Origin of the sequence: Pseudomonas sp. MWU16-30323 (genome assembly GCF_020515595.1) — a bacterium.
Lineage (GTDB): Bacteria > Pseudomonadota > Gammaproteobacteria > Pseudomonadales > Pseudomonadaceae > Aquipseudomonas > Aquipseudomonas yamanorum.
In genome coordinates this window covers 328,907-344,325 of sequence record NZ_JAIWYM010000001.1, presented here as the reverse complement: position 1 = coordinate 344,325, position 15,419 = coordinate 328,907, and the positions used below count along the sequence as shown (strand labels likewise).

The following is a 15,419-nucleotide window of genomic DNA, read 5'->3' as shown; positions in this document are numbered from 1 at the left end:
TGCGATGCAGACGCCTCGGTCTATCAGGAATACCGAGGTGATGCTATCGCCGGCAAGCCAGCTCCCACATTGATCTCAATAGCTTGAATGGCCGCGCACTTCAGGCAAGCAACCGCTCTGCCTCAACTCTGTCCCGGCCCGCCTGCTTCGCCGCATACACCCCCGAATCCGCCCGCAGCAACAAGCCGTCAACGCCCTCCTCGACTCGCCAGCTGGCGATCCCGAAGCTGGCAGTCACGATCCCCACATCCTCCATCGGTTCACTGCGCAACGCCTGCCACAACTCCAGGGCGACACTGAACGCCTGGCTGCCGTCGGTATTGGCGCACAGCACCACGAACTCCTCGCCCCCCAGCCGGCAAAACACATCCGTACGCCGCAATCGTTGGCTGATGCGCCGGCACAATTCCTTGAGTACTTCATCGCCGACCGCATGGCCGTGCTGGTCGTTGATGCGCTTGAAGTGGTCGATGTCGAACATGATCACCGACAACGCTCCAGAGGCGCGCTTGACTCGAATCATCTCGGCCTTCAGCCGGTCCTGAAAGTAGCGTCGGTTATGAATGCCGGTCAGGGAATCGGTAATCGACAGCGCCCGCAGCTCTTCCTCGACCCGCTTTAAATCGGAAATATCCGACACATAGCCATGCCATAACGTACCGCCGCCGGGGAGTTCTTCCGGCGTCGCCTCACCGCGAATCCAGCGCAGCCCACGCTGGGGCAATTGCACCCGGTACTCTTCACGCCAATGGCTCAACTGCAGCGTGGACAGACGAATGGAGTCCCGCACCCGCTCCACGTCCAGGGGATGAATCCGCTGGAAAACCCTCCGAGCATCCTGCTGCAACACCCCCGGCTCGATCTCGTAGATATCGCGAATGCCGTCGCTGGCATAGATGAAACGCGAGTCGCCGTTCGGTTCCAGGATGAACTGGAAAATACCGCCGGGCACATGGGCACTGAGTTTCTTCAGCAAGCGATCCCGCGCGGCGAGGGCCTCATAGGCGCGCTTCTGTTCGGTGACATCCAGGCAGATCGCCAGGTGCCCGACCCACAGGCCATGCTCATCCAGCAACACGGTGGCGAGCATGTTCACCGTCAGATGGCTGCCGTCCTTACGCACCAGCGTCCACTCACGGGTCTCGTGCACCGCATCGGCGCCGTCCACCAGCATCGCCTGGCCTGGCGCGATGCGCTTGCCCAGCGCCGCGCTCAACTGCACCGCGCGGGCTTCCAGCTCGGGCGCCAGGTGCAGGCTTTCGAGGGTCAGGTGACCCAGGACCTCGTCCACCTCAAAGCCCAGCATTCGCTCGGCGCCGGCGTTGAAGGTGGTGATCACACCGCGCAGGTCAGTGGCAATGATCGCCACCTGGGTCGCCGCATTCAGCACGCTGCGCAGTTGGCCGTGGGTGCCCCGCAACTCCTGTTCACGCTGACGCAATTGGGCCGTGCGTTGCTCCACCAGTTTCAACGCGCGCTGGCGCTGGCTGACCAACACGTAGAGCAGCGCACTGAGCAGCAGGCTCAGCAGGCTGCCCATGACCAGGATAGTGACCTGCGAAGAATGATTACCCTGCAGGAACACCTGGCTGGGGCGCAGGCTCAAGGCGTAGACGTGGTCACCAAGCGTCAGCCGGCGTACGGCCATCAGATCGCTGTCCGCCACGGCGTTGCTGGATTCATACAGCACGCGCTTTTCTGCGTCGGAAGTATCGACGATCTGCGTCACCAGATTGTCCCGGTCCGCCTTGGGCAAGCCGTCGGCTACCAGCTGGCGCATGCTGATCACCGCCATGACGTAGCCGTAAGGTTCGCTGATGGGCGCTTGTGGCGTCGGTGCCCGACTGACGGGTGCCACCAACAGCACGCCCATGGCGTAGGCCGGCTCCACACCCACCAGTTGCATGGGCTGGGACACCGCCATTTTGCCGGACTGTCGCGCACGCTCCACCGTCGAGCGTCGCAGTGGCTGGGCCAACAGGTCAAACCCCAGCGGCGATCCAAGCAGGCTCTGGGTCTGGCTGTACAGCACCGGCACATACTCATCGTGCTGAGCGGCCGGGGCCAGTTCGCCCGCGGCGTTCAATTCGCGAATGGAAAAACTCACCCCGCGCTCAGCCGAAATTTCTTGTTCAAACGCGCTGCGCTGGTCCCGTAACACCCGGGGCGCCCAAGCATAAGCGCGGGTGCGCAACAGCAAGGGCTGCGCAAAACCGTCGAACTCTTCGCGGGAGACCGTAGTGGAATTGACGAAAAACCGCCGCAGGCTGCCCAGGCGTTGTTCCTGGTCCTCAAAGCGTTCCTGGAGGCGGCTGTAGCGCTCGTTGACCAGCAACTGGAAGCGCTGGCGCACCTGCTGTTGATAGAGATCGGAGGCCGCCCAGGCGACGACGATCGTCAGCGCACTACCGGCCAGAAACACCACCACCGCCACCAGCCACGCCGATACTTGCTCACTGATAAAGCCTAGGATTTTCGGGCGGACGGCATGCAGCGGCATAGACAAGACTCGGAACGCCAGCGTGCAGGTGCGTCACTTTGGCAAGGCCTTAAGTTATAGCCACAGGACATGCGTTTGACCAGCGCAAAAAAAAACCGCAAGGCCGGAATGATCCGGGCTTGCGGCTTCAGAACGCAGTGATCAGCGAGCGGTGATTTTCCACGCCCGATGGATCTTGGCGTTGCGCGCAAAATCCGGGTCGATGGTCTTGTCACTGATCTCCTCGACGGCGTAACGCTCGACGAGGTTGTCTTCCAGCTGGAACTTGCGGAAGTTGTTGGAGAAGTACAACACGCCGCCCGGCGCCAGGCGTGCCATGGCCAGGTCCAGCAACTGCACGTGGTCACGCTGCACGTCGAAGATGCCTTCCATGCGTTTGGAGTTGGAGAAGGTCGGCGGGTCGATGAAGATCATGTCGAACTCATCGCGACTGGCTTCCAGCCAGGCCATCACGTCGCCCTGCTCCAGGCGGTTCTTGTCGGAGAAACCGTTGAGGGAGAAGTTGCGGCGCGCCCAGTCCAGGTAGGTCTTCGACAGGTCGACGCTGGTGGTGCTGCGCGCGCCACCCTTGGCGGCGTGCACGCTGGCGGTGGCGGTGTAGCAATACAGGTTGAGGAAGCGTTTGCCGGCCGCCTCTTTCTGGATGCGCATGCGCATTGGGCGGTGGTCGAGGAACAGGCCGGTGTCCAGGTAATCGGTCAGGTTGACCAACAACTTGACGCCGCCCTCGCTGACCTCGGTGAACTTGCCCTGGGCACTCTGGCGCTCGTACTGCTTGGTGCCGCTCTGGCGTTCGCGACGCTTGACCACCACACGGTTCTTGTCGATGCCCAGCGCCTGGGGAATGGCCGCCAGGGCATCGAACATGCGTGCCGAAGCTTTTTCCGGGTCGATCGACTTGGGCGCCACGTATTCCTGGACGTGAACCCAGTCGTGGTAGAGGTCGATGGCCATGGAGTATTCCGGCATGTCGGCATCGTATACACGGTAGCAATCGACGCCTTCGCGCTTGGCCCACTTGCCCAGCAGCTTCAGGTTCTTTTGCAGGCGGTTGGCAAACATCTGCCCGCCTTCGCTCAAACGCGCTTGCTCGACCACCGGGGCCGGGGCAGGTTTGATCGGGTTACCGTTCTTGTTGTACTGACGCTCTTGCGGCTCGGTCGGCGCCTGGTCGTAAGCGGCTTGCTCGCGCTCGGCCTGGCGTTGTTCCGGGGTGCGGCGCTCGCCGGTGACGAACTGGTCCGGGGTGACCTTGATCAGCAGCAATTTGCACGGCAAGGCGCCGTTCCAGAACGAGTACTGTTTGTGGCTGCGGATGCCCATGCGCTTGCCCAGGTCCGGAGCACCGGTGAACACCGCCGCTTCCCAGCCCAGGCAGGCCTGGCGCAGACGCTCGCCGAGGTTCTGGTAGAGGTACAACAGGCTGGCTTCATCACCCAGACGCTCGCCGTAAGGCGGGTTGCAGATCACCAGGCCTTTCTGGTTCTGGTCCGGGCGCGGCTCGAAGGTGCCGAGTTCGCCCTGGTAGATCTTGATCCAGTGGCTCAGGCCGGCGCGTTCGATGTTGTTACGCGCGGGTTGGATCAGGCGTGGGTCAGCTTCGTAACCCCGAATCCACAGCGGTGGCTTGGCCATGCCGATGGCCGCGCGTTCGCTGGCCTCGGTGTGAAGTTTCTTCCACAGCGCCGGAACGTGGCCGAGCCAGGCGGTGAAACCCCACAGCTCACGGTTCAGGTTGGGCGCCATGTCGGCGGCAATCATCGCGCCTTCCACCAGGAAGGTACCGACGCCGCACATCGGGTCCGTCAGCGCGCCGCCTTCGGCAGCGATGCGCGGCCAGCCGGAGCGAATCAGGATCGCCGCCGCCAGGTTCTCTTTCAACGGTGCGGCGCCCTGCTGCAGGCGGTAGCCGCGCTGGTGCAGGCTGTGGCCGGACAGGTCGAGGGAAAGAATCGCTTCGCCACGGTCCAAGCGCAGGTGAATGCGCAGGTCCGGGTTGATCTTGTCGATGGACGGACGTTCGCCGGTCGGGGTGCGCAGTTTATCGACAATCGCATCCTTGACCTTCAGCGCGCCGAAGTGGGTGTTGTCGATGCCCGAGCCGTGGCCGCTGAATTCAACGGCCAGGGTGCCGTCGGCGAGCATGTGGTCTTCCCACTCGATGTCCAGCACGCCGTGGTAGAGGTCTTCGGCGTCCTTCATCGGGAAGCGCTTGAGCACCAGCAACACGCGGTTGGCCAGGCGCGACCAGAGGCACAGGCGGTAGGCGGTCTCCATGTCGGCCATGCCGCGCACGGCCGAGGTGTGCTCGCGGGCTTCCTCAAGGCCAAGCCCGACGGCTTCCTCGATCAGCAGGCCTTCGAGGCCCTTGGGGCAAGTGAGGAAGAGTTCAAAACGGTCCGACATGGGGCATTCCAGGCTTTTCAGCAATAAGTGAACGGGCGACGCATCGCGCGTTCGGTTTTCAATCAAGCGCTTTTCTTGAAGAGCGCTCGTGTGGCACGAATGTGCCGTTCCACCCCGGCTACCAGCCTTTTGGGCCTTTATCGACGGGGCAGTTCAAGTATTTGATGCAACAAAAAGAAATATTCTGACCCTTCGTCGAATAATAACCGACTGCAACGGGAGGGTTTTCTCACTAAAGGATTAAACCCATCCTCTTTGAAGGGCACATCATAGCTGGGTTTGCCCAATAAAAGGGGCGAAAAGCCATCCCAGCTTATGGCTATAGCATCACAATCGTTACGTGCTTATGACAAAACGATCATTGAATCCATGTGACCTATTGGTTAGAACTCAACACAGGTTGGCGCCGTAACGACGCCGACACATTGGCTCGCCACGCCGGCAGCGAGCCCACCAACGGCAGAAAAACTCTGCCCGGCCTCGGACGAGGCCGAAGGATATCAAGACAGTCAACAAGTGAGGGAAACACCCTATGAGAAGACTTAAGCGTGATCCGTTGGAAAGAGCATTTTTACGCGGATATCAATATGGCGTTCATGGCAAATCCCGTGAGCTTTGCCCATTTACTCTACCGTCGGTACGCCAAGCCTGGATCAACGGCTGGCGAGAAGGACGCGGCGACAACTGGGACGGTATGACTGGCACTGCGGGAATCCACAGACTCAACGAACTTCACGCCGTCGGCTAATCAAGGGCATTTAATTCCGACACCAGCACGAATAAGCAACCACTTAACCACGCACGCCCCATCCGGGCGGCGGGCTTCGGCCCAGGGGCTCCTTCGAGGAGCCCTTTTTATTGCCCGCTATCAGCTTCGTGGCAGTGCCGCGATCGCGTCCACCGACTGGCGAATCAATGCCGGCCCCTTGTAGATAAAGCCGGAATACAACTGCACCAGGCTCGCCCCAGCGGCGATTTTCTCGGCCGCGTGCTTGCCTTCCGTGATGCCGCCCACGGCAATGATCGGCAAGCGCCCAGCCAGCTCGGCCGCCAGCACCTTGACGATGTGGGTGCTCTGGTCGCGCACCGGCGCACCGGACAGGCCACCCGCCTCGTCACCAAAGGCCAGGCCTTCGACACCGACGCGGCTCAGGGTAGTGTTGGTGGCAATCACCGCGTCCATTCCCGAATCCACCAGAGCCTGGGCCACCAGTACAGTCTCTTCGTCGCTCATGTCCGGGGCAATCTTGATTGCCAGGGGCACACGCTTGCCGTGGCGCACTGCCAGGTCTTCCTGGCGCTGGCGCAGGGCTTCGAGCAGTTGCTTGAGGGAGTCGCCAAACTGCAGGCTGCGCAGGCCCGGGGTGTTCGGCGAGCTGACGTTGACGGTGACGTAGCTGGCGTGGGCGTAGACCTTGTCCAGGCAAATCAGGTAGTCATCCACCGCACGCTCCACCGGCGTGTCGAAGTTCTTGCCGATGTTGATCCCCAGGATGCCGGTGTACTTCGCCGCCTGAACCCGCGACAGCAAGTTATCCACACCCAGGTTGTTGAAGCCCATGCGATTGATGATCGCCTCGGCTTCCGGCAGGCGGAAGATCCGCGGCTTCGGGTTGCCCGGCTGCGGCCGTGGGGTCACGGTGCCGATTTCGACAAAGCCGAAACCCAACTGCGCAAAACCGTCGATGGCCGCGCCGTTCTTGTCCAGGCCGGCAGCCAGGCCCACCGGGTTGGGGAAATCGAGCCCCATCACCGACACCGGCATTTTCGCCGGAGCCTTGCATACCAGACCATTGAGCCCCAGGCGGCCACCAGCACCGATCAAGTCCAAGGACAGATCGTGGGAGGTTTCCGGAGAGAGTTTGAACAACAGCTGGCGGGCCAGGGTATACATGGGCGGGATTGACTCGGATGGCGGCGAAAGGTGGCGGCGATTATAGCCGGGGTGAAGGGCTGCATGCGAGGCGTGCCGTCCAATCGTCAGTTACGGTGCGTCATCAGCTCCTCATAGCGAACCCAGACTTTTTGCGCATAGCGAAGACGCAGGGCCTCACGCTGAGGCCCGGGGCCGCCGCCGACATTGTAGGAACCGATCGCCGTCCAGTTGTAGCCGAACTGTTTGACAAAGTCGGCGAGGATCGACGCCCCCACCTCCACCGACAGGCAAGGCTCATCCAGCAAGCGTTGTTCGGTAATGCCCTCCTTGAGCAGGCGTGGCAGGTGGATGCTGTTGATCTGCATCAGCCCGATATCACGAGTGCCGTTGTTGTTGGCGTAATTCATGGCCTCGGCGCGATAGCCCGACTCCACTGCAGCGATGGCTTGCAGCAGCTCCGGTTCGATGTCATAGCGGCTGGCCGCCTCGGCCCAGCAATACGCCCGGGCTTCATTGCCGAAGCCGAGCGTGAGCATCAGCAGCAGCGCCCCCTTGCACCGGGCGCTGCTCATGCCTGCCTCCGACCGCAGGTGGAACAGACAGCGCCCACCGTCAGGCTGGTCATCCTGACCGCACAGGTCACCCGGTACCCCTTGCCGTATACCGTCTTGATCAGGCCCTTGCCGCCCTTCAAATATTTGCGCAGCGAACAGATGCAACGGGTCAGGGACTCTTCCGTGGCCTCGTTATGGGGCCATGCCTGTTCCAGCAAGTGGTCCTTGGTCACCAGCACTCCGGCCGAGGACAGCAACAGGCGCAACACCTGCCACTCCTTGGGCGGGAGTTGAATATCCGAGTCTTCACTGGTCAATCTGCCGTCGCCGTGCAACGTCCAGCGCTCAAAGACCATGGGGGCAGCCAGTACCCCATCGTTCACCACGGCCATTCGTACCTCCGCACCCGACTCACCTTCATTTCCAACACTGGTTTCCTGAAAGGTCGCGACTATAAAAAGCCCACTCGCTGTATAGGAGAGGAAAAAACCCCATAGGCACGGATTTTTTCAGACTGGGCACGTAGGACTTTTCGGCAGCGCCCCATCAAGGGGCACGACCAACATGCTTATCCGTCGGTCACGCGGGTAAATGCCTGCCTTACCTGCTCATACTGGGAGGGCGTCAACGGCGGCGCCTGCCCCGGCTCGGCAGCGGTATGCAGCACATTTCCGACAGCCGTCGCCTGAATCACAAACAGCCGCACACTATTGGCCATGGGCCCGTAGTAGCGTCCGAGCAAGGCTGTGCCGGTATCGCGCTGAAAATTCCCCACCAGCAATCGCCTGCCCGGAGCCACACGCACTACCGTGTTGATCCCCATCCGCTCCACCCCCGCCGAGGGCTTGTCGCCACTGGCAGCCTTGCCCATCTGGCGGCCATCCTCGACGGTAAGCAGCATCTCGATTTCATTCGCCTCGGCGAAGCGCGGTAGAACACTGACCTGCGTACCAAAGACCACCGGTTGCCATTCGCCGTGGTCTTCACCCGGCCGGGGCAGATAGAACGTCTGGTTGTCGTTGAAAACCGCGGGCACATTCTCCTGCGTGAGAATCACCGGCAACGTCGTGACCCTCGCTCGCCTGCGCAACTCCAATGCGGTGATCCGCTTCATGAATGCTTCGTCCTCGATGGGTGCCATGACCCGGGTAGCTGAAGGCTTGTCCGCCCCCTTGTGCATGGCCGAGCCGATCTTCTTGAGCTCATCGCGGTCCACATCCACCAGCCACATCGACACCTCCACCGCGCGCTTCGGTACGTCCAGTTCTGCCACCAGACCTTCGATAAAGCTCACCTGCGCGGGCTTGCCCTTGATCAGCAGGCTGTTGGTGTCCGGGTACGCCAGCACCGAGATATTCTTGTCGGCCAGTAATCCGGGTTGCCGCGGGGACGCACTCTCCTGCTCGACGGCCAGCAGTTTTTCGATCAGGGATGCCATGCCCGGCACCGTGACGGTTCTGTCGCCCATCTCGTACTCGCGGTCTGCAACGTGGGTGTTGAGCACCTGCACCACCCCGATCCGCTGCGCCCCCAGACGCAGTTCCGCACGCTGGCGGTCCATCAGTTGGGCCAGGCGCAGCACATGGTCGACATAGTTCGGCGGCCCGGACACATAGAACACCCGCGCCCCACTCGCACGCAGCGGGAAGCGCGCCTCTTCGAGCCCCGAACGACGCATGAACCCGCGCAGGAGGTCGACCGAGATATGCCGCAGGGTCACCACCGAGCTTTTCGCCTCGTCGGCGTCATAGAGGTAAAGCACCTGGCCATCGGTGTACCAGATCAGGCCTTGCTGCTGGGCGACCGACTCCAGCAGCGGTTGGGGCGAATCGAAATCGAACGCTCCGCTGATGCGCTTGCGAGCCGCCGCCTGACTGACAACGATCGGCTGCCCCAGCGGCAGGGACAGCGCGGTAAAAAAAGTGTGCAGGCTTTCATCACGGGCCTGGTACGACTCCCCGAACGCGCAGGGGCTGCCCAACAGCACCAGGCCGAAAAGCAGCGTCGAAAAACGGGAAAGGTTGATGAACATGCCTGCAAGGCCCGGGCTGAAAGAGCGGCCATACTGCGAGGCAGGCCAGTTTCAATCCTGATGGAAAGCTGATGCCCCGCCCATCCTGTGCGCTTCGTGGCATGTGCCTTGCTTTGCCTTGTCTATCGCAGCCCGCGCCAACGGCGGAACGGGCTCAAGGACACAGACGTCGTTACCCCGGGCCCTCACTGTGAGTGGCCCGACGGAACGGCGTTTTTTTATGAAAGGTACCTATTGATGAGTGATCCCCTGGCTTGGGTCAACGGCAGCGATGCCCCGGAAAAGAGCAGCCTCAACCTGGGCTTCATGGCCCTGAGCGATTGCGCCTCGGTGGTGGTCGCCGCCACCCAGGGCTTCGCGCAGCCCTATGGCCTGACGTTGAACCTCAAGCGTCAGTCGTCATGGGCCAGCCTGCGCGACAACCTGGTCAGCGGCGAACTGGACGCCGCCCACAGCCTGTACGGCCTGATCTACGCGGTGCACCTGGGCATCGGCGGCGTGGCGCCCGCCGACATGGCCGTGCTGATGGGCCTGAACCAGAATGGCCAGAGCATCAACCTCTCCCGTGGCCTGCAACAGTTGGGGGTGACCAGTCCTGAGGCGCTGGATCGTCGCGTGCACCAAAGCCGAACAAAACTCACCTTCGCCCAGACCTTTCCCACAGGCACTCACGCCATGTGGCTGTATTACTGGCTGGCGAGCCAAGGCATTCATCCACTGCAGGACCTGGACAGTGTGGTGGTGCCTCCGCCACAAATGGTTGCGCACCTGCAAGCCGGGCGTATCGATGGGTTCTGCGTTGGCGAGCCCTGGTGCGCGAGTGCGGTGAAGCAAAATCAAGGCTTCACCCTGGCGACAACCCAGGCGATCTGGCCAGACCATCCGGAGAAGGTCCTCGGTTGCACCCAGGCGTTTGTCGAGCAATACCCTAATACCGCCCGGGTGCTGGTGATGGCCATTCTGCAAGCCAGCCGATTTATCGAGGAGAGCGTTGAAAACCGCCGCTCCACCGCGCAACTGCTGAGCGCCCCGCAATACCTCGACGCGCCGCTGGACTGCATCGAACCGCGGCTGCTGGGCAACTACGACGACGGCCTCGGCAATCACTGGCAGGATCCCCACGCGCTGCGCTTTTATGGCCACGGCGAGGTCAACCTGCCCTACCTGTCTGATGGCATGTGGTTCATGACCCAGTTCCGCCGCTGGGGGTTGCTGCGGGAAGACCCGGATTACCTCGGTACTGCACGCCGCGTACAGCAACTGGATATCTATCGCCAGGCGGCCAGCGCCGTGGGGGTGCCTGCCGGTGGCGAGGCCATGCGCAGCAGCCAGTTGATCGACGGCAAGGTCTGGGACGGTTCGGACCCCGCCGGGTATGCCCGCAGCTTTCGCCTGCACGCCATGGCAGACGTTTCCAGTCGCCAGGCCTTGCGCTGACAGGAGGATCTTATGTTGCGAATCCTGTTGATCAACGACACGCCGCGCAAGGTTGGGCGGCTCAAGGCCGCGTTGACCGAGGCCGGGTTTGAAGTCATTGATGAGTCCGGGCTGACGATTGACCTGCCGGCGCGCGTAGAGGCGGTGCGTCCGGATGTGATTTTGATCGATACCGAGTCACCGGGGCGGGATGTGATGGAGCAGGTGGTGCTGGTCAGCCGGGACCAGCCGCGGCCGATTGTGATGTTTACCGATGAGCATGATCCGGGGGTGATGCGTCAGGCGATCAAGTCTGGGGTCAGTGCCTACATTGTCGAGGGGATTCAGGCACAGCGGTTGCAGCCGATTCTGGACGTGGCGATGGCACGGTTCGAGAGTGACCAAGCGCTGCGCGCGCAGTTGCAGGCGCGGGATCAGCAGTTGGCGGAGCGTAAGCGGATTGAGACGGCCAAGGGACTGTTGATGAAAATGAAGGGGTGTAATGAGGAAGAGGCCTACACGCTGATGCGGCGTCAGGCGATGAGTCGGCAGCAGAAGCTGATTCAGGTGGCGGAGCAGATTATTGCGATGAGTGAGTTGTTGGGGTGAGGGGTGGGTCGGGGTGTATATCCGTTATTTAGGTAACGGCTGCTATTGGTTCCGCCCTTACGGCGGCTCACTTTTGAAAAGCGCAAAAGTAAGCAAAACGCTCTTGCCCCACCACTCGGCACCTCGCCTAGGCTCGGTGTGCCCTCACTCCGGCTTTGGACCGTGGGCCGCCGCGATGGGCCATCCTTGGCCCAGCGCGGCTAACCCGGCGTCCTGCCGGGTTACCCACGCTCCAAAGCCTGCGTTCGGCCAGCGTGGTTTAACGGGGCGCCTAAGATCAAGATCAAGATCAAAAGCAAGAGCACAGCGGCCTCCCGGCCGGCTTGAGTGTTGAAGAGCAAAAGCCAAATCAAAATCTAAAGCGGGCACGGTCAAATGTGGGAGCTGGCTTGCCTGCGATAGCATCGACTCGGTGTGTCTGATGTACCGAGTTGTCTGCATCGCAGGCAAGCCAGCTCCCACAGAAAAGCAGCTTTGTGTTCGCTCTGGATCTTGCCTCTGCTTTTAACACTCAAGCCGGCCTGTAGGCCGCTGTGCTCTGCTTTTGATCTGCTTTTGATTTTGATCTGCGGGCCCCGTTAACCACGATGGCCGCAAGTAGGCACGGTGGAGCGGGTAAATCGGCAGGGATGCCGATTTAGCCGCGCCGGGCCATGGATGGCCCGTCGCGGCGGCCCGCGGAGCCGTGCCGGAGTGCGGGCATGCCGAGCCTAAGCGAGGCACCGAGTGGTGGGGCAAAGACCTTTTGGTTACTTTTGGGGCGTTTGCCAAAAGTGACCCGCTGTAAGAGCGGAACCCTAAGCGGCCGTTACCGCAGCAACGGATATGTACACAGTCAAAAACCACCCCAATGCCTGTTGGCCCACCTCTTGCTAAAGAATCCCCACAGGTAGCCAACGGCGGTTGCCCCTCCACGACAAAGACGTCGCACACCCGGTTTGCCCCAGCGAACCCGGTGGCGGCGTTTTTTCGTTTTGGCCCCATAGCCCGGGGCCGGTGGGGCGGCCACAGCCGCTCCATCACCAGGCCTTCTCATAAGACCCCTTTACCGCTGAGGTGCGTGATGAAATCAAGCTTCTGGAAATCCGGCCACACCCCAACCCTGTTTGCCGCATTCCTGTATTTCGACCTGAGTTTCATGGTCTGGTACCTGTTAGGCCCTCTGGCGGTGCAAATCGCCGCCGACCTGCACCTCACCACCCAACAACGCGGCCTGGTGGTCGCCACACCGATCCTCGCCGGCGCAGTGTTGCGCTTCCTGATGGGCATGCTGGCCGACAAGCTCTCGCCCAAGACCGCCGGCCTGATCGGCCAGGTGATTGTCATCGGTGCCTTGTTCGTCGCCTGGAAACTGGGGATTCACAGCTACGAGCAAGCCTTGCTGCTGGGCATGTTCCTCGGCATGGCCGGCGCCTCGTTCGCCGTCGCACTGCCCCTGGCGTCCCAGTGGTACCCCGCCGAACACCAGGGCAAGGCTATGGGCATCGCCGGCGCTGGCAACTCCGGGACGGTGTTCGCTGCCTTGCTGGCCCCCGTGCTGGCCGCCGCGTTTGGCTGGAGCAATGTGTTCGGCTTTGCGCTGATCCCCCTGATCCTGACCCTGATCGTCTTCGCCTGGCTCGCCCGCAATGCCCCACAACGGCCCAAAGCCAAGTCCATGGCCGATTACTTCAAGGCCCTGGGCGACCGCGACAGTTGGTGGTTCATGTTCTTCTACAGCGTGACCTTCGGCGGCTTTATCGGCCTGGCCAGCGCCCTGCCCGGCTACTTCAACGACCAATACGGCTTGAGCCCGGTCACCGCCGGTTACTACACCGCTGCCTGTGTGTTCGGCGGCAGCCTGATGCGGCCTTTGGGCGGCGCCCTGGCCGACCGTTTTGGCGGGATTCGCACCCTGCTCGGCATGTACGGCGTGGCCGCGATCTGCATCGCGGTGGTGGGGTTCAACCTGCCAAGTTCCTACGCCGCCCTGGCGCTTTTCGTCTGCACCATGCTCGGCTTGGGGGCCGGTAACGGCGCAGTGTTCCAACTGGTACCCCAGCGTTTCCATCGGGAGATCGGTGTCATGACCGGCCTGATCGGCATGGCCGGCGGCATCGGCGGTTTCGCCCTCGCGGCGGGCATGGGTGCGATCAAGCAAAGCACCGGCAGCTATCAGTTGGCGCTGTGGTTGTTCGCCAGCCTGGGCGTGCTGGCCTGGTTCGGCCTGTATGGCGTCAAGCGTCGCTGGAGAACCACGTGGGGCTCGGCAGCGGTGACGGCTGCCCGGGTCTGATGAGCCTGCAACTGAGCTTCGCCCAGGCCAGCGCCACCGGCCCACGGCAGGAAAACCAGGACGCCTTGCGCCTGGTCACGCCGGCCCCGGAGCTGGCCGCCAGCAAAGGCTACCTGTGCGCCATCGCCGACGGCGTCAGCCAATGCGCCGATGGCGGACTGGCCGCGCGCTCGACCTTGCAGGCCCTGGCCCTGGACTACTACGCCACGCCGCAAACCTGGGGCGTGGCCCAGGCGCTGGAACGCTTGCTGGTGGCACAGAATCGCTGGCTGCAAGCCAACGGTGGCGGCCAACCGTTGCTGACCACTCTCAGCGCCCTGGTGTTTCGCGGCCAGCGTTTCACCCTGGCCCATGTAGGTGATTGCCGGGTGTATCGCTGGCTCGATGGCAAGCTGCAACGCCTCAGCGAGGAACACGTGTGGGAGCAACCGGGCATGCAGCATGTGCTCAAGCGCGCCATGGGCCTGGATCAGCATCTGGTACTGGATTTCCTCGACGGCGAATTACGGGCAGGTGAGTGTTTTCTCCTGCTCAGCGACGGTGTGTGGGCGACCCTGGATGACAACCGCATCAGCGCAATCCTGCGGGAACAGTCGGACCTGAACCTCGCGGTCAACACCTTGGTCAGCACCGCGCATCTGGCGGGCAGCCAGGACAATGCCAGTGCCCTGCTGGTGCGCGTCGACCAGCTCGGCGCTGCCACCCTGGGTGATGCACTGGTGCAATTGCAGCAATGGCCGCTGCCGCCGCCCCTGAAAGTCGGGCAGCGCTTCGAAGGCTGGCAGGTGGAAGCCCTGCTGGGGCAAAGTCGCCAATCCCTGCTCTACCGGGTGCGCGATGCCCAGCAACAGGCGTGGCTGCTGAAGACCTTGCCGGTCAGCCATGACGATGACGTGTTCGCCGCCCAGGCATTGCTGTCGGAAGAGTGGTTCCTGCGTCGGGTCGCCGGCCGCGCGTTTCCTGAAGTCCATCCCGCCAGTGGTCGTCAGCATTTGTACTACGTGATGCGTGAATACGCCGGGCACACCCTGGCTGAACTGTTCAAGCACCAGGGCCCATTGCCCCTGGCGCAGTGGCAATCCCTGGCCGAGCGCCTGTTGCGTGCTATCGGGATGCTGCACCGCCGGCAGATCCTGCACCGCGACATCAAGCCGGAAAACCTGCTGCTGGGCGAGGACGGCGAATTGCGCGTGCTGGACTTCGGCCTGGCCTACTGCCCCGGGCTTTCCGAGGATCGCGCACACCTGCTGCCTGGCACGCCGAGCTTTATCGCCCCGGAAGCCTTCAACGGCGAACGCCCTACCCCGCAGCAGGATTTGTATAGCGTCGGGGTGACCTTGTATTACCTGCTCACCGGGCATTATCCCTACGGCGAAATCGAAGCATTCCAACGCCCCCGGTTCACCGCGCCGGTCAGCGCCAGCCGTTACCGCCCCGACCTCCCCGACTGGCTGCAACAAACCCTGGAGCGCGCCGTCGCCGCGCAACCCGAGCAACGTTATGAAACCGCCGAGGAGTGGCTGCTGGTAATGGAACAGGCGGATCGCCGCGAGTTGAGCATTCGGCCAAAACCGCTGCTGGAGCGCCAACCGTTGAAGGTCTGGCAGACGTTGGCCGTGCTGTCGTTGCTGATCAATCTGGTGCTGTTGTACTGGCTGTTGCACCATTAAGAGGCGAAATATCTCGAGACATAGGCGCCAGACCGAACACATCCGGCCAAACCGCCACTTGGCACAACCACTGCATTAGCT

General features: G+C 62.2%; 11 protein-coding genes. 5 read left to right on the top strand and 6 right to left on the bottom strand.

Annotated elements, in window-relative coordinates; all coding sequences use genetic code 11:
* Positions 1–100: 100 nt before the first annotated feature.
* Both LIY45_RS01620 and rlmKL read right to left on the bottom strand, forming a co-directional pair.
* Complete coding sequence (locus LIY45_RS01620; RefSeq protein ID WP_226475094.1) at positions 101–2,500, bottom strand: diguanylate cyclase; 2,400 nt, start codon at positions 2,498–2,500, stop codon at positions 101–103.
* A gap of 141 nt (positions 2,501–2,641) precedes the next feature.
* Positions 2,642–4,906 carry a bifunctional 23S rRNA (guanine(2069)-N(7))-methyltransferase RlmK/23S rRNA (guanine(2445)-N(2))-methyltransferase RlmL gene (gene rlmKL / locus LIY45_RS01615; protein WP_226475093.1) on the bottom strand — a complete coding sequence of 755 codons (2,265 nt, stop codon included), beginning with the start codon at positions 4,904–4,906 and terminating at the stop codon, positions 2,642–2,644.
* 532 nt (positions 4,907–5,438) lie between these two features.
* Between rlmKL and LIY45_RS01610 the strand changes: the two genes are divergently transcribed.
* On the top strand, positions 5,439–5,654 hold the full coding sequence (locus LIY45_RS01610) for a ribosome modulation factor (RefSeq protein ID WP_002553055.1): 216 nt from the start codon (positions 5,439–5,441) through the stop codon (positions 5,652–5,654).
* Positions 5,655–5,774: 120 nt separating this feature from the next.
* On the opposite strand, the gene LIY45_RS01605 is transcribed toward LIY45_RS01610, so the two are convergent.
* From LIY45_RS01605 to sctC, 4 genes are all read right to left on the bottom strand, one after another.
* Positions 5,775–6,800, bottom strand: a complete 1,026-nt coding sequence (locus LIY45_RS01605) for a quinone-dependent dihydroorotate dehydrogenase (protein ID WP_226475092.1) — start codon at positions 6,798–6,800, stop codon at positions 5,775–5,777.
* Positions 6,801–6,886: 86 nt separating this feature from the next.
* Positions 6,887–7,354, bottom strand: a complete 468-nt coding sequence (locus tag LIY45_RS01600; protein ID WP_226475091.1) for a transglycosylase SLT domain-containing protein — start codon at positions 7,352–7,354, stop codon at positions 6,887–6,889.
* Complete coding sequence (locus LIY45_RS01595; protein ID WP_226475090.1) at positions 7,351–7,728, bottom strand: winged helix-turn-helix domain-containing protein; 378 nt, start codon at positions 7,726–7,728, stop codon at positions 7,351–7,353. The genes LIY45_RS01600 and LIY45_RS01595 overlap by 4 nt, the downstream gene beginning before the upstream one ends.
* Positions 7,729–7,904: 176 nt before the next feature.
* Positions 7,905–9,368: a type III secretion system outer membrane ring subunit SctC gene (gene sctC / locus LIY45_RS01590; RefSeq protein ID WP_226475089.1), complete on the bottom strand. Its 1,464-nt coding sequence runs from the start codon at positions 9,366–9,368 to the stop codon at positions 7,905–7,907.
* A 237-nt stretch (positions 9,369–9,605) separates the two neighbouring features.
* Here sctC and LIY45_RS01585 point away from each other — a divergent pair, with 237 nt between their 5' ends.
* The 4 genes from LIY45_RS01585 to LIY45_RS01570 all read left to right on the top strand — a co-directional run bounded on the left by LIY45_RS01585 (position 9,606) and on the right by LIY45_RS01570 (position 15,338).
* On the top strand, positions 9,606–10,805 hold the full coding sequence (locus LIY45_RS01585) for a CmpA/NrtA family ABC transporter substrate-binding protein (protein WP_226475088.1): 1,200 nt from the start codon (positions 9,606–9,608) through the stop codon (positions 10,803–10,805).
* 12 nt (positions 10,806–10,817) lie between these two features.
* Positions 10,818–11,393, top strand: coding sequence for an ANTAR domain-containing response regulator (locus LIY45_RS01580; protein ID WP_003219125.1), 576 nt, complete (start codon positions 10,818–10,820; stop codon positions 11,391–11,393).
* Positions 11,394–12,456: 1,063 nt separating this feature from the next.
* On the top strand, positions 12,457–13,668 hold the full coding sequence (locus LIY45_RS01575) for a nitrate/nitrite transporter (protein WP_226475087.1): 1,212 nt from the start codon (positions 12,457–12,459) through the stop codon (positions 13,666–13,668).
* On the top strand, positions 13,668–15,338 hold the full coding sequence (locus LIY45_RS01570; protein WP_226475263.1) for a bifunctional protein-serine/threonine kinase/phosphatase: 1,671 nt from the start codon (positions 13,668–13,670) through the stop codon (positions 15,336–15,338). The genes LIY45_RS01575 and LIY45_RS01570 overlap by 1 nt, the downstream gene beginning before the upstream one ends.
* Positions 15,339–15,419 lie beyond the last annotated feature (81 nt).

Coding starts and splice junctions, on each gene's coding strand:
- LIY45_RS01620 (WP_226475094.1), bottom strand. CDS start 2,500: ATGCCGCTGCATGCCGTCCGCCCGAAAATCCTAGGCTTTATCAGTGAG.
- rlmKL (WP_226475093.1), bottom strand. CDS start 4,906: ATGTCGGACCGTTTTGAACTCTTCCTCACTTGCCCCAAGGGCCTCGAA.
- LIY45_RS01610 (WP_002553055.1), top strand. CDS start 5,439: ATGAGAAGACTTAAGCGTGATCCGTTGGAAAGAGCATTTTTACGCGGA.
- LIY45_RS01605 (WP_226475092.1), bottom strand. CDS start 6,800: ATGTATACCCTGGCCCGCCAGCTGTTGTTCAAACTCTCTCCGGAAACC.
- LIY45_RS01600 (WP_226475091.1), bottom strand. CDS start 7,354: ATGAGCAGCGCCCGGTGCAAGGGGGCGCTGCTGCTGATGCTCACGCTC.
- LIY45_RS01595 (WP_226475090.1), bottom strand. CDS start 7,728: ATGGCCGTGGTGAACGATGGGGTACTGGCTGCCCCCATGGTCTTTGAG.
- sctC (WP_226475089.1), bottom strand. CDS start 9,368: ATGTTCATCAACCTTTCCCGTTTTTCGACGCTGCTTTTCGGCCTGGTG.
- LIY45_RS01585 (WP_226475088.1), top strand. CDS start 9,606: ATGAGTGATCCCCTGGCTTGGGTCAACGGCAGCGATGCCCCGGAAAAG.
- LIY45_RS01580 (WP_003219125.1), top strand. CDS start 10,818: ATGTTGCGAATCCTGTTGATCAACGACACGCCGCGCAAGGTTGGGCGG.
- LIY45_RS01575 (WP_226475087.1), top strand. CDS start 12,457: ATGAAATCAAGCTTCTGGAAATCCGGCCACACCCCAACCCTGTTTGCC.
- LIY45_RS01570 (WP_226475263.1), top strand. CDS start 13,668: ATGAGCCTGCAACTGAGCTTCGCCCAGGCCAGCGCCACCGGCCCACGG.